We start from the raw sequence: 13120 nt of genomic DNA, 5'->3' as shown, positions 1-13120 counted from the left end.
GCCACCGGCTGCCCGGACAGCCTTCGGAGGGTCTCTCCTGGCGTCGGGATCCAGCCTCGCCGAATCACCGCGATTCAGCCTTGCCGAATCACCAGTCTGCCACCCTGACGCTGGGCGACGACTTTGCCCGGGAGATTGATGGCTCCCTGACCGCGCCAGCCGGTGATCAGCCGGTCGACTTCCTCGATGTGGCGGGCGAACAGCGAACCGGCCGGAGCACCGGCCTCGATGGCGGCACGGCGCAGGATGCGGCGGCGCACGGCGGGCGGCAGGGCGTACAGCTTGGCGCACTCCAGCAGGCCCGCCGCGTCGCGCACGGAGGCCTCGGCCTGGCCGGCCCAGGCGTCGAGGGCGTCCGCGTCGTCGCGGGAGAGCTGGGCGGTGCGGGCGAGCGCCTCGATCACACCCTTGCCGAGGGCCTTCTCCAGCGCGGGCAGCCCTTCGTGGCGGAGCCGGGAGCGGGTGTAGGCCGGGTCGGTGTTGTGCGGGTCGTCCCAGACAGGCAGGGACTGGACCATGCAGGCCTTGCGGGCGGTCTGCCGGTCGAGCTGCAGGAAGGGGCGCCGGTAACGGCCGCCGGCCCCCGAGACCGCGGCCATTCCGGACAGAGAGCGAATGCCGGAGCCTCGGGCGAGGCCGAGCAGGACGGTTTCCGCTTGGTCGTCCCGGGTGTGGCCGAGCAGGATCGCGGCGGCGCCGTGGCGATCGGCAACGGCGTCGAGGGCGGCGTAGCGGGCGTCCCGGGCGGCGGCCTCGGGGCCGCCTTCGCGGCCGACGGTTACGGCGACGGATTCGGCGGGGGCGAGGCCCAGTTCCCGCAGCCGCAGGACGACCTCGTCGGCGCGCAGGTCGGAGCCGGCCTGGAGGCCGTGGTCGATGGTGATGCCGCCGGCGCGCATGCCGAGCCTGGGCGCTTCGAAGGCGAGGGCGGAGGCCAGCGCCATGGAGTCGGCGCCGCCGGAGCACGCGGCGAGCACGAGCGGAGAGGGGGGCCGCTCGGCCGGCCGGTCCGGCTGGTCGCCGGAGGTCTGGTGGTCGTTGAGGATGTCGTGGAGGACGCGGCGGACCGCCAGGCGTATCGCCGCGACCGCAGGATGGGGACCCATGTCCGGTTCCCTTCATTCATGAAGTTTTCGGGGGCGACCCCGAGTTCGGTCACTCAGAGTGTGTCGATGGTGACAGAAGCGGGCCGTTCCCCGAGCATTGCACGCCTACCCATCGCCGACGGTCCCTCGGACGGGTGATTGGAGAGGCGTTCGACTGCCGTCGGCCGGATTCGGTTCACGACCCTTTCGCGCCGTTCACGACTCGGCCTTGCGGTGCACCCGCGCGATCCAGTCCGCCGGTTTGGCGATCTCCGCCTTGGTGGGCAGGGTGTTGGGTGAGGTCCATACGCGGTTGAAGCCGTCGACGCCGACCTGTCCGACGACGGCCCGTACGAAGCGTTCGCCGTCCCGGTACTGCCTGAGTTTGGCATCCAGACCCAGCAGCTTGCGCAGGGCGAGGTCGAGCCGCGAGGCGCCCTTGGCGCGGCGCTGCTGGAACTTCTCGCGGATCTCGGAGACGGTCGGTACGACGCTCGGTCCGACGCCGTCCATGACGTAGTCGGCGTGGCCCTCCAGCAGCGACATCACGGCGGTGAGCCGGCCGAGGATCTCGCGCTGGGCCGGGGTCTGCACGAGTTCCACGAAGGAGCGTCCGCCGTCGTCCTCCTCGCCCTCGGGGCGACCGCCGGCGAGGGACTGGGCGGCGTCCCGGATGCGCTCCAGGAAGGTCATCGGGTCGACGTCGGTCTCCGCCAAGAACGACTGGATTTCGCCCTCGAGATGGTCCCGCAGCCAGGGCACGGCGGTGAACTGCGTGCGGTGCGTCTCCTCGTGCAGGCACACCCAGAGGCGGAAGTCGTGCGGCTCGACGTCGAGTTCGCGTTCGACGTGGACGATGTTGGGCGCGACGAGCAGCAGCCGGCCGCCGCCGTTCGCCGCGGCGGGCAGGTCGCGGCTGGCCGGGGCGAAGGTCTCGTACTGGCCGAGGACGCGGGAGGACAGGAACGACAGCAGCATGCCGAGTTCGACGCCGGTGACCTTGCCGCCGACGGCGCCGAGGACCGCGCCGCCGGGGGTGCTGCCGCGCCGCTCCTGCATCTTCTCCAGGAGCGGTTTGAGGATCTCCCGGAAGCCGGCGACGTTGGCCCGCACCCAGCCGGGCCGGTCGACGACCAGGACGGGGGTGTCGTGGGTCTCGTCGGTGGCCATTCGAGTGAAGCCCCGGACGTGTTCCTCCGAGGCTTTCGCGTGCCGGCGCAGCTCCGCGACGACGGCCCTGGCCTCGTCACGGCTGACTTCGGGGCCCGGTCGTACGAGCCGTGTCGCGGTTGCCACCGCGAGGTTCCAGTCGACCATCCCGGGAGATGTGGCGCCACCGATGCTCGTCATGTGTCAACCGTACGTGAGCAGTCCCACTTGGGGCAGGCCGTGTGGTGCGCTGGGGCCGGGGGTCGGCACACAGTCACCGGCAGCCGCACCCCGCCAACGCCGTCGCCGTCCTGTCCAGGGCCGACTGGGCCTCCAGACGGTTCGTCGTGCCGTAGGCGAGGAACGCGAAGGCGAGGAGGCGGCCGTCCTGGTCCACGACCGTGCCCGCCAAGGTGTTCACGCCGGTCAGGGTGCCCGTCTTGGCACGTACGACACCGGCCGCGCCGTCCGTGAAGCGGCTGGTCAGGGTGCCGGTGAAGCCGGCCACGGGGAGGCCGGTGAGGACGGGGCGCAGGCCGGGGCGGGCCGGGTCGCCGGCCTTGACCAGGAGGGCGGTGAGCAGGCCGGCGGTGAGCCGGTCGTCGCGGTCGAGGCCACTGCCGTCGTGGAAGGCGGCGCCGTTGACCGGCAGACCGAGCTTGCGCAGCTGGGCGCCGACGGCCTTGGCGCCGCCGGCGAAGCTGGCCGGTCGGCCGCTCGCGAGGGCGGTCTGACGGGCCAGGGCTTCGGCGATGTCGTTGTCGCTGTAGGTCAGCATGCGCTCGACCACCGCGGACAGCGGCGGCGAGGAGACGGTGGCAAGGCTCTGCGCGCGCGTGGTGGCCTTGGAGAGGCCGGGGGACGTGGTGGTGATCCCGTCGTCCTTGAGGAAGCCCGCGAACTTCCGGGCCGCGTCCGCCGCCGGGTCGGTGACCCGCACGGCCGGGCCTTCGGTCGAGCCGTCGGTACGGCCCTGGTCGGCGGTCAGCGCGCTGACGAGCGCGATGTTGTCGTCGACGCCCATGCGGTGCAGTGCGGGCCCGGAGTAGAGCGTGGTGTCGTAGGAGAGGGTGATCTTGCGGATGCCGCGGCCCTGCAGGGCTTTCGCGGTCTGGGCCGCCAGGGTGCGCAGGCTCGCCCAGCCTCCGGCCTTCGGCCGGGCCGTCAGGGTCGGGTCGCCGCCGCCCACCAGAACCAGTTCCCTGGTGTCGGGTTCGAGGACGGCACGGGTGGTGAAGCGGTGGTCGGGGCCGAGGGCGGACAGCGCGGCCACGGCGGTGGCGATCTTGGTGGTGGAGGCGGGGGTGAGGGCCTTCTCCGCACCGGTGCCGTAGAGGCGCTTGCCGGTGGCGACGTCGACGACGGCCGCCGAGTGGCCGGCGCCGAGCGCAGGGGCGTCCAGGAAGGGCTTCAGGACGTCCGAGAGGGCCTTTTCCCCGGGCGGCGCTTCTTTGGTCGTCACGGCCCCCGTGGCGCCGCCCAGGCCCGCCAGGACGGCCTCGGCGCTCGGCGCGGGGCGCGGCGCCCCCGCGCCCGTGCCGGAGCCGTGATCTGCGCCACCCGTCCGCTCCAGGGCGACCGCGCGGTCCCGCTCGGCCGTACGCTGACCGTTGGCGTCCCAGGGACCTGTCACGGACACCACGCCCGCGGCCAGCGCCAGCCCGGCGGTGGCGGCACCCGCGGTGTAGTGCCAGGTCCTGAGGGTCCGTGGCCGGGGGAGGCGGCCGAGCAGCGGTCGCAGTGCCCCGGTCAGCCGTGCTGTCCGCGGTTTCGCAGCCGTCACGGCGCTCGCCAGACGCGGTCGTACGGCGTTCGCGATCCGCACCACGTGCGGTCTCGCGGCTCGCCAAGGCCTCAGCTCTGGCACGACCACCAGCCCCTTTCGCGATCACACACCTGCGTGAGGGACACTTAATCACCAGAACTATGTGCTGATCATGGAGGAGCCACCGGTGGAGTTCGACGTCACGATCGAGATCCCGAAGGGTTCGCGCAACAAGTACGAGGTGGACCACGAGACCGGTCGGATCCGCCTGGACCGTCGCCTCTTCACCTCGACCGCCTACCCGACCGACTACGGCTTCGTCGAGAACACCCTCGGCGAGGACGGCGACCCGCTGGACGCGCTGGTCATCCTGGACGAGCCGACCTTCCCGGGCTGCCTGATCAAGTGCCGTGCGATCGGCATGTTCCGGATGACGGACGAGGCGGGCGGCGACGACAAGCTGCTCTGCGTTCCGGCCACCGACCCGCGTGTCGAGCACCTGCGCGACATCCACCACGTGTCGGAGTTCGACCGCCTGGAGATCCAGCACTTCTTCGAGGTGTACAAGGACCTGGAGCCCGGCAAGTCGGTCGAGGGCGCCAACTGGGTGGGCCGCACGGACGCCGAGGCGGAGATCGAGCGTTCCTACAAGCGCTTCGAGGAGCAGGGCGGTCACTGATCTCCCTGCATTCCACGGGCCGTACGCACACGCGTGCGGCCCGTTTGCGTACGCATGCGCATACTGAGGCCTACGGAAGGTGTCGTTCAGGGAGCGGTTTGAGGTGACGCAGGCGGAGGCGCAGGACCGTAAGCCCCGGTCGGACGAGGCGCGAGCCGTGTACGACCCGGAGCTGACGTCCGAGTTCGCCATTCCCGAGGGCATCGAGGTCCCCGAGGCCGGCGCTGAGCCGGAGACGACGTCCGAGTTCGCGGTGCCGCGGGGCCTGGAGACACCGCACCCGCCGAGCGCCGAACCGGAGGGGTCGGCGTTCACCACGCCGCGCGGCTATCACGCGCCGTCCGCGTTCACCCCGGCGACCGGGATGCCGGCGGTCAGCCTGATCAAGGACGCGCCCTGGCAGGACCGGATGCGGACGATGCTGCGCATGCCGGTGACCGAGCGGCCGGCGCCGGAGCCGGTGCAGCGGGTGGAGGAGGAGGGCGGCCCGGCGATCCCGCGCGTGCTCGACCTGACCCTGCGTATCGGCGAGCTGCTGCTGGCGGGCGGCGAGGGCGCGGAGGACGTGGAGGCCGCGATGTTCGCGGTGTGCCGCTCCTACGGCCTGGACCGCTGCGAGCCGACCGTCACCTTCACGCTGCTGTCGATCTCGCACCAGCCGTCGCTGGTCGAGGACCCGGTCACGGCGTCCCGGACGGTACGGCGGCGGGGCACCGACTACACGCGGCTCGCGGCCGTGTTCCGGCTGGTGGACGACCTGTCCGACCCGGAGACGCATGTCTCCCTGGAGGAGGCCTACCGGCGGCTGGCGGAGATCCGCCGCAACCGGCACCCGTACCCCGGCTGGGCGCTGACCCTGGCCAGCGGACTGCTCGCCGGCGCGGCCTCCGTGCTGGTCGGCGGTGACCTGCTCGTGTTCGTCGCGGCGGCGATCGGCGCGATGCTCGGCGACCGGCTCGCCTGGCTGTGCGCCGGGCGCGGGCTGCCGGAGTTCTACCAGTTCACGATCGCCGCGATGCCTCCTGCGGCGATCGGGGTGGCCTTCGCGCTGGCGCACGTCGACGTGGCGGCGTCCGCCGTCATCACCGGTGGACTGTTCGCGCTGCTGCCCGGACGGGCGCTGGTGGCGGGCGTGCAGGACGGGCTGACGGGCTTTTACATCACCGCAGCCGCCCGCCTGCTGGAGGTCATGTACTTCTTCGTCGGCATCGTGATCGGCGTGCTGACCGTCCTGTACTTCGGCGTGAAGGTGGGCGGCAGGCTCAACCCGGACGCGGCACTGAACATCTCCGAACGGCCGCTGCTGCAGATCGCGGCCTCCATGATGCTGTCGCTGACCTTCGCGGTGCTGCTCCAGCAGGAACGATCCACCGTGCTGTGGGTGACGCTCAACGGCGGTGTCGCGTGGTCGGTGTACGGCGCGATGCACTACGCGGGCGGCATCTCCCCGGTCGCCTCCACGGCCGTCGCGGCGGGCCTGGTGGGCCTGTTCGGACAGCTGCTGTCGCGCTACCGGTTCGCCTCCGCGCTGCCGTACACGACGGCGGCGATCGGGCCGCTGCTGCCCGGTTCCGCGACGTACTTCGGGCTGCTGTCCATGGCGCAGAACCAGGTCGACAAGGGGCTGGTGTCGCTGGCCAAGGCCGCCTCGCTCGCCATGGCCATCGCCATCGGCGTCAACCTGGGCTCGGAGATCTCCCGGCTGACCCTGCGGATCGGCTCCGCCGGGAAGCGGAGGGCTGCGAAGCGGACTCGGGGTTTCTGATCGCCCCTTGCTAGTGCTGGCGGTGGTCGTAGGGGTACTGGTTCTGGTCGTACTGGTTCTGGTCGTACTGCTGCGGGTACTGCTGCTGGTCCTGCTGGTCCCAGTACGGCTGCTGGTCGTAGCCCTGCTTCTGCCGCGGGTCGTACCCCTGGTTCCAGTCCTGCTGCCGGGGCTGGGGCTGCTGGTACGGCTGCTGGTACTGCTCCTGCTGGTACGGCTCCTGCTGGTACTGCTGCCCATGCTGCTGCGGGTACGGCTGCTCCGGCTCGATGCGGCGCAGCTGGGTCGTCGCGTCGTCCATCGGCGGTGCCGGGCGGACCGTCTGCGGGGCCGCCGGCTCGGTCCGCGGGGCCTTCTTCTCCTTGCTCCGGGCCCGCAGGAACTCGATCGCGATCGGGACCACCGAGACGAGGACGATCAGGATGAGGATCGCCTCGATGTTCTTCTTGACGAAGCCGATGTTGCCGAGCCAGGAGCCGAGCAGCGTGACGCCCGCGCCCCACAGGGTGCCGCCGATTATGTTGAAGGTCAGGAAGGAGCGGTACCGCATGCCGCTGACGCCGGCGATGATCGGCGTGAACGTCCGCACGATGGGCACGAAGCGGGCCAGGACCAGGGACTTCGGGCCGTACTTCTCGAAGAACTCGTGCGCCTTGGTGACGTTCTCCTGCTTGAACAGGCGTGAGTCGGGCCGGTTGAACAGGGACGGGCCGACCTTCTTGCCGAACATGTAGCCCGCCTGGTCACCGAGGATCGCGGCGAGGCAGATGAGCGCGATCGCGCCCCACAGCGGGAAGTCGAGCTGGTGCGACGTGATCAGCAGGCCGCAGGTGAACAGCAGCGAGTCACCCGGCAGGAAGAAACCGATGAGCAGGCCGGACTCGGCGAAGACGACGAGCAGCAGACCCCAGATGCTGTATGTGTCGAGCAGATAGTTGGGGTCCAGCCAGCTCGGGCCGAGGGCGAGTGTCATCACGGGTCCGGGCTCCTGAGGGGGACGAGGACGGCTACGGCGTCCATGTGGGCCACACGTGGTCGCACAACGCTATCAACGCCAGATGGCCGCCCCAGGTTCCACGGGTGGCTCCAGGATGCACTGTGCGACAACCGGGACGAAGCTGTGAGCCATGGGACTCGATGACTACGGTGGCGGCCAGGGGCCCCAGCCGGACGTGCTGGTCGTGACGACGAACGAGATGCCCGGATACCGGGTGCAGGAAGTCCTCGGCGAGGTCTTCGGGCTCACCGTGCGCTCACGGCACCTCGGCAGCCAGATCGGCGCCGGGCTGAAGGCCATGATCGGCGGCGAGCTGAAGGGGCTCACCAAGACGCTCGTGGAGACCCGCAACCAGGCCATGGAGCGGCTGGTGGAGCAGGCACGCGCGCGTGGCGCCAACGGCGTGCTGGCGTTCCGGTTCGACGTGACCGAGACCGCGGACGTGGGCACCGAGGTGTGCGCGTACGGGACGGCCGTGGTGCTGGCCCGGGAGTAGCGCTCCCGGGCCAGGGGGACGGGAGGTCACACCGTGTGCCGGTCGGCGTTCGCGGTGATCGCGTCCCGCAGGTGCTCGGCGAGACCCTCGTGCATGGAGTCGTAGAACGCCCTGAACCGCTCGTCGGCGATGTACATGTCGCCCAGGCAGCGGTGCATCTCGTACGGGCAGTCGTAGAACCACCTGCTGATGTGCTGCCGGTGCTCCTCGGCCAGCTCCATGGCGGCCTCACCGGTCGGCGGGTCACCGGCGGCCACCAGGGCGGCGTACCGGGCGCTCCAGTCGTCGACCTCGGCCTGCAGCCGCTTCCAGTCCTCCTTGGTGTAGGTCGCGGCGCGGCGCTGCGACTCGGTGTACTGCTCCGTGCCGCCCCAGCGCGCCTCCGCCTCCTCGGCGTACTGCTCGGGGTCCTTGTCCCCGAAGACCTCGAACCGCTCCTCCGGCGTGAGGTTGATGCCCATCTTGCGTGCCTCCATGGCGTGCTCCACGGCCGCGGCCATCTTCTGGAGCTTCTCGATCCGGGCGGTCAGCAGTTCGTGCTGGCGGCGCAGGTGTTCGCGCGGATCCACGTCCGGATCGTCGAGCAGGACCGCGACCTCGTCGAGCGGGAAGCCGAGCTCCCGGTAGAACAGGATCTGCTGGAGCCGGTCGAGGTCGGCGTCGCCGTAGCGCCGGTGACCGGCGTGGGTGCGCTCGCTCGGGACGAGCAGGCCGATCTCGTCGTAGTGGTGCAGGGTGCGCACCGTGACCCCGGCGAACTGCGCGACCTGCCCCACGGAGTAGATCTGTCCCACGGAGTAGCTCACTTTCCGCTCCTTCGGTCGGTACGCGCTCCACGGTGCGGCCTCACGCCACGTGAGGTGCAAGCCTGCTTCAATCCAAGCCACGCATCCACTCCGCTGCTGAGGAGGGCAAGCCCATGGCGCTGCACCAAGGTCCGGAGAAACACGACGAGCGGTCGCTGGCGGTCAACCCGTTCTTCGGTGAGGCCAACCCCGTCGGCGGCATGACCGAGGCCCCGCCCACACACCGGCTCCCGGACGCCCCGATGTCCCCGACGACGGCGTACCAGCTGGTGCACGACGAGCTGATGCTGGACGGCAACTCCCGGCTGAACCTGGCGACCTTCGTCACCACCTGGATGGAGCCGCAGGCCGGGAAGCTGATGCAGGAGTGCCGGGACAAGAACATGATCGACAAGGACGAGTACCCGCGCACGGCCGAGTTGGAGAAGCGCTGCGTGGCGATGCTCGCCGACCTGTGGAACGCGCCGGACCCCTCGGCCGTCGTCGGCTGTTCGACCACCGGTTCCAGCGAGGCGTGCATGCTCGCCGGGATGGCGCTCAAGCGCCGGTGGGCCAAGCGCAACGCCCACCGCTATCCGGGGGCACGGCCCAATCTGGTCATGGGCGTCAACGTCCAGGTCTGCTGGGAGAAGTTCTGCAACTTCTGGGAGGTGGAGGCCCGGCAGGTGCCGATGGAGGGCGACCGCTTCCACCTGGATCCGGAGGCCGCGGCGCAGCTGTGCGACGAGAACACCATCGGGGTCGTCGGCGTCCTCGGCTCCACCTTCGACGGGTCGTACGAGCCCGTCGCGGAGCTGTGCGCGGCCCTGGACGCCCTCCAGGAGCGCACCGGGCTCGACATCCCCGTGCACGTCGACGGGGCGTCCGGGGGCATGGTGGCGCCCTTCCTGGACGAGGACCTGGTGTGGGACTTCCGGCTGCCCCGGGTGGCCTCGATCAACACCTCGGGGCACAAGTACGGCCTGGTCTACCCGGGCGTCGGCTGGGCGCTGTGGCGGGACCAGGAAGCGCTGCCCGAGGAGCTGGTCTTCCGGGTCAACTACCTGGGCGGCGACATGCCGACCTTCGCACTCAACTTCTCGCGGCCCGGTGCGCAGGTGGTCGGGCAGTACTACTCGTTCCTGCGGCTGGGCCGGGAGGGCTACCGGCTGGTGCAGCGCTCCACCCGGGAGGTGGCGTGCTCGCTCTCGGAGCGGATCGCGGCGCTCGGCGACTTCCAGCTGCTCACGCGCGGGAACCAGCTGCCGGTCTTCGCCTTCACCATGGCCGACAGTGTGTCGTCGTACGACGTCTTCGACGTCTCCCGGCGGATGCGCGAGAGCGGCTGGCTGGTGCCCGCGTACACCTTCCCGCCGAACCGGGAGGACCTGTCCGTGCTGCGGGTCGTGTGCCGCAACGGCTTCTCGCACGACCTGGCCGACCTGTTCATGGCGGACCTGACCCGCCTCCTGCCGGAGCTGCGCCGCCAGCCGCACCCGCTGGTCCGGGACAAGGAGGCGGCGACCGGGTTCCACCACTAGCGCGTGTCTTCGGGGTGCCGCTCCCCCGTGGCGTAGGGGTTCTCCTGGCCCTCGGCGAGTACGCCGACGAACGGTTCGCCCTCGCCGGCGAAGGTGTAGGCGCCCTTCTCGATGCGTGCGATCAGGCCCTGGGTCCAGGCGGCCTCGCCGTCGGCCGCGTGGACCCACATGTTCATGATCTCGCCGATGTGGCCGAGCCTCTCCGGGCCGTCCTCGGGGATGTAGTGCTCGGTGACGGAGCCGCGCCACTCGGCCAGCCGGCGCAGCCGCTCCCGGAGCAGGGCCACCACCTCGGCGCGCTCCAGGTCGACCATGAAGCCGATGGCCGTGGAGAGCAGGTCGATGCTCCGGTCGCGGGCGGCCAGGGCCTCCCGAAGGAGCGTGAAGTACTCCTCGGTTCCCTGCTCGGTGACCTCGTACTCGGTGCGGGGCGGTCCCCCGGCCGTGGACGGCGCGATCTCGTGCGCGTGCAGCAGTCCCTGCCGGGCCATCTGCTTCAGGGCGTGGTAGATCGAGCCCGGCTTGGCGTTGGACCACTCGTGCGCGCCCCAGTACTCCAGGTCGGCGCGCACCTGGTAGCCGTGGGCCCGCCCGTGCTGGCGGACCGCGCCCAGCACGAGCAGACGGATCGCTGACATGCGGTCCAGGTTAGGCGTGTACGGCTATCCCGCCTGCTCCAGGGCCACCAGCTCGAACGCGGTCTTGCCGTCCAGGGACTCCCGGATGATGTCGGCGTGGCCGGCGTGCCGGGCCGTCTCGCGGATCAGGTGCAGGCACAGCCAGCGCAGCGAGACGCGGCCCTCCGGCGGGAACCAGGGGTCGGGCGGCAGCGGGAAGGAGTCGTCCAGGCTGGGCGCGGAACGGATGAACTTCTCCGTCTCGGCGGCGACCTCCGCCCAGTACGCGAGCTGCCCGGCGACCGTCTCGTCCTCGGTCAGCTGGAAGCACTCGTGCCAGTTCGACTCGTCGCGCTTGATCGCCGGCGGCTCCTGCTTGGCGCGCGCCACCCAGCCCTGCTCGACCTCGGCCACGTGCTTGAGCAGACCGCCCAGGGACAGCTCGCTCGCGCTGGGGCGCATGCGGGCCTGTTCCTCGGTGAGCCCCAGCAGGGCCCGGCGGATCCCGCCGCGCTGTTCCTCCAGGAAGGAGAGCAGCGCCCCGCGCTCGTCGCCCTGTGTCTCCGCGCTCACGTGCGTGACCATGACCGGCCGCCTTTCCTCGGGTTTTCCCCGGGTGTCCTCGGGTCCGTTTCCCTGACACCGAGAAAGCTACGGGCCCTTGCGGTCAGGTTCTGTCCGCAAGGGCCCGTCGGGCGATGAAAGCCCCGAAGGAAAACCTAGAACGGGAAGCCGCTGCGGCCGTGCTGCACGGAGATCCACTTGATGGTGGTGAAGGCCTCCATCGTCGTCTCGCCGTTCAGGCGGCCGATGCCGGAGTGCTTCTCGCCGCCGAAGGGGACGAGCGGCTCGTCGTGCACGGTGCCGTCGTTCACGTGGAACATGCCGGTGTCGATCTGCTTCGCGAAGGCCACACCGCGCTCGATGTCACCGGTGTGCACGGCGCCACTGAGGCCGTAGGGGGTGTCGTTGACGATCCGGACCGCCTCCTCCTCGCCGTCGAACGGGACGAGGAAGACGACCGGGCCGAAGACCTCCTGCTGGAGCAGGCTGGAGCCGGCGGGCACGTCGGTCAGCACGGTGGGCTCGACCAGGTTGCCGGAGACGGTGCCCTGCACCAGGGCGGTGGCGCCCTCGGCGAGCGCCTGCTCGATCGCGCCCGAAATCGCGTTGGCCTGGGTGGTGTTGATCACCGGGCCGATGACGGTCTGCGGGTCGCTCGGGTCGCCGACCTTGAGGGTCTTGACCTTGGCGACGAACTTCTCGGTGAACTCGTCGGCCACGGACCGGTCCACGAGGACCCGGTTCGCGGCCATGCAGACCTGGCCCTGGTGGACGAACCGGCTGAAGACCGCCGCGTCCACCGCGTAGTCGATGTCGGCGTCGTCCAGCACCACCAGCGCGCTGTTGCCGCCCAGTTCGAGCACCGCGCGCTTGAAGTTCTTGGCGCACACGGTCGCGACGTGCCGACCGACCCGGTCGGAACCGGTGAAGGAGATGACCTTGGGGATCGGGTGGTCGATGAAGGCGTCGCCTATCTCGGCTATGTCGGTGACGACGACGTTGAGCAGACCGCCCGGCAGCCCCGCCTCCTCGAAGATCTTCGCGACCAGGGTGCCGCCGGAGATCGGGGTGTTCTGGTGCGGCTTGAGGACCACGCCGTTGCCGAGGGCGAGCGCCGGGGCCACCGACTTCAGCGACAGCAGGAAGGGGAAGTTGAAGGGGCTGATCACGCCGACGACGCCCACCGGAACCCGGTAGACCCGGTTCTCCTTGCCGTCCGTCGGGGAGGGCAGCAGCTTGCCCTCGGGGCGCAGCGCCAGGTGGACCGACTCGCGCAGGAACTCCTTGGCGAGGTGCAGCTCGAAGCCCGCCTTGACGCGCGTGCCGCCCAGCTCCGCGATGATCAGGTCGGCTATCTCCTGCTCGCGGTCCTCGATCAGCCTGAGCGCCCGCTCGAAGACGGCACGGCGGGCGTACGCGTTGGTCGCGGCCCACTGCTTCTGCGCGCGGGCGGCTGCCTGGTAGGCCTGGTCGACCTCGTCGACCGTGGCCACGGTGATGGCGGCCAGCTTCTCGTCGTTGTAGGGGTTGAAGTCGATGACGTCCCAGGAGCCGGTACCCGGACGCCACTCACCGTCGATGTACTGCAGGGCCAGGTCGGTGAAGTAGGACGACATGTGATCCCTCAATCGTTAGCAGACACCAGATCCACTCACAGTCTGATCACACGTCATCGTA

General features: G+C 70.5%; 12 protein-coding genes. 4 read left to right on the top strand and 8 right to left on the bottom strand.

Features of this window, described 5'->3' with window-relative positions:
- Positions 1 to 74: 74 nt before the first annotated feature.
- The 3 genes from tilS to dacB form a co-directional block, all read right to left on the bottom strand.
- A complete protein-coding gene (gene tilS / locus ACWD35_RS25900) occupies positions 75 to 1106 on the bottom strand; it encodes a tRNA lysidine(34) synthetase TilS (protein WP_451353679.1) in 1032 nt (343 codons plus the stop codon).
- A 195-nt stretch (positions 1107 to 1301) separates the two neighbouring features.
- Entirely contained in the window at positions 1302 to 2435 is a 1134-nt protein-coding gene (locus ACWD35_RS25895) for a zinc-dependent metalloprotease (protein ID WP_451353678.1), read from the bottom strand.
- A 73-nt stretch (positions 2436 to 2508) separates the two neighbouring features.
- Positions 2509 to 4107 (bottom strand): D-alanyl-D-alanine carboxypeptidase/D-alanyl-D-alanine endopeptidase, encoded by a 1599-nt coding sequence (dacB, locus tag ACWD35_RS25890; RefSeq protein WP_451353677.1) that lies wholly within the window; start codon positions 4105 to 4107, stop codon positions 2509 to 2511.
- A 79-nt stretch (positions 4108 to 4186) separates the two neighbouring features.
- On the opposite strand from dacB, the gene ACWD35_RS25885 reads away from it, so the two are divergent.
- Both ACWD35_RS25885 and ACWD35_RS25880 read left to right on the top strand, forming a co-directional pair.
- Positions 4187 to 4678 (top strand): inorganic diphosphatase, encoded by a 492-nt coding sequence (locus ACWD35_RS25885; protein ID WP_055708033.1) that lies wholly within the window; start codon positions 4187 to 4189, stop codon positions 4676 to 4678.
- Positions 4679 to 4781: 103 nt separating this feature from the next.
- On the top strand, positions 4782 to 6443 hold the full coding sequence (locus tag ACWD35_RS25880; RefSeq protein WP_451353676.1) for a threonine/serine ThrE exporter family protein: 1662 nt from the start codon (positions 4782 to 4784) through the stop codon (positions 6441 to 6443).
- Between the two features lie 10 nt (positions 6444 to 6453).
- On the opposite strand, the gene ACWD35_RS25875 is transcribed toward ACWD35_RS25880, so the two are convergent.
- The gene (locus ACWD35_RS25875) at positions 6454 to 7419 is read right to left on the bottom strand and encodes a DedA family protein (protein WP_451353675.1); all 966 of its coding nucleotides are present in this window, start codon (positions 7417 to 7419) and stop codon (positions 6454 to 6456) included.
- Between the two features lie 151 nt (positions 7420 to 7570).
- Between ACWD35_RS25875 and ACWD35_RS25870 the strand changes: the two genes are divergently transcribed.
- A complete protein-coding gene (locus tag ACWD35_RS25870; RefSeq protein WP_451353674.1) occupies positions 7571 to 7936 on the top strand; it encodes a YbjQ family protein in 366 nt (121 codons plus the stop codon).
- A gap of 26 nt (positions 7937 to 7962) precedes the next feature.
- Here the strand turns inward: ACWD35_RS25870 and ACWD35_RS25865 are convergent, their stop codons facing one another.
- On the bottom strand, positions 7963 to 8742 hold the full coding sequence (locus ACWD35_RS25865; RefSeq protein WP_451353673.1) for a MerR family transcriptional regulator: 780 nt from the start codon (positions 8740 to 8742) through the stop codon (positions 7963 to 7965).
- Between the two features lie 113 nt (positions 8743 to 8855).
- Here ACWD35_RS25865 and ACWD35_RS25860 point away from each other — a divergent pair, with 113 nt between their 5' ends.
- Positions 8856 to 10262 carry a glutamate decarboxylase gene (locus ACWD35_RS25860; protein WP_451353672.1) on the top strand — a complete coding sequence of 469 codons (1407 nt, stop codon included), beginning with the start codon at positions 8856 to 8858 and terminating at the stop codon, positions 10260 to 10262.
- Here the strand turns inward: ACWD35_RS25860 and ACWD35_RS25855 are convergent.
- From ACWD35_RS25855 to ACWD35_RS25845, 3 genes are all read right to left on the bottom strand, one after another.
- On the bottom strand, positions 10259 to 10900 hold the full coding sequence (locus ACWD35_RS25855) for a PadR family transcriptional regulator (protein WP_451353671.1): 642 nt from the start codon (positions 10898 to 10900) through the stop codon (positions 10259 to 10261). The two genes, ACWD35_RS25860 and ACWD35_RS25855, sit on opposite strands and share 4 nt — an antisense overlap.
- Before the next feature lie 24 nt (positions 10901 to 10924).
- A complete protein-coding gene (locus tag ACWD35_RS25850; RefSeq protein ID WP_451353670.1) occupies positions 10925 to 11464 on the bottom strand; it encodes a DinB family protein in 540 nt (179 codons plus the stop codon).
- Between the two features lie 134 nt (positions 11465 to 11598).
- A complete protein-coding gene (locus tag ACWD35_RS25845) occupies positions 11599 to 13059 on the bottom strand; it encodes an aldehyde dehydrogenase family protein (RefSeq protein WP_451353669.1) in 1461 nt (486 codons plus the stop codon).
- Between the last annotated feature and the right edge of the window lie 61 nt (positions 13060 to 13120).

Source organism: Streptomyces sp. NPDC002671 (assembly GCF_053592475.1).
Note: the sequence above shows the minus strand (reverse complement) of the source record. Positions and strands in the feature narration are given on the sequence as shown.

Coding starts and splice junctions, on each gene's coding strand:
- tilS (WP_451353679.1), bottom strand. CDS start 1,106: ATGGGTCCCCATCCTGCGGTCGCGGCGATACGCCTGGCGGTCCGCCGC.
- ACWD35_RS25845 (WP_451353669.1), bottom strand. CDS start 13,059: ATGTCGTCCTACTTCACCGACCTGGCCCTGCAGTACATCGACGGTGAG.
- ACWD35_RS25870 (WP_451353674.1), top strand. CDS start 7,571: ATGGGACTCGATGACTACGGTGGCGGCCAGGGGCCCCAGCCGGACGTG.
- ACWD35_RS25850 (WP_451353670.1), bottom strand. CDS start 11,464: ATGGTCACGCACGTGAGCGCGGAGACACAGGGCGACGAGCGCGGGGCG.
- ACWD35_RS25895 (WP_451353678.1), bottom strand. CDS start 2,435: ATGACGAGCATCGGTGGCGCCACATCTCCCGGGATGGTCGACTGGAAC.
- ACWD35_RS25855 (WP_451353671.1), bottom strand. CDS start 10,900: ATGTCAGCGATCCGTCTGCTCGTGCTGGGCGCGGTCCGCCAGCACGGG.
- ACWD35_RS25860 (WP_451353672.1), top strand. CDS start 8,856: ATGGCGCTGCACCAAGGTCCGGAGAAACACGACGAGCGGTCGCTGGCG.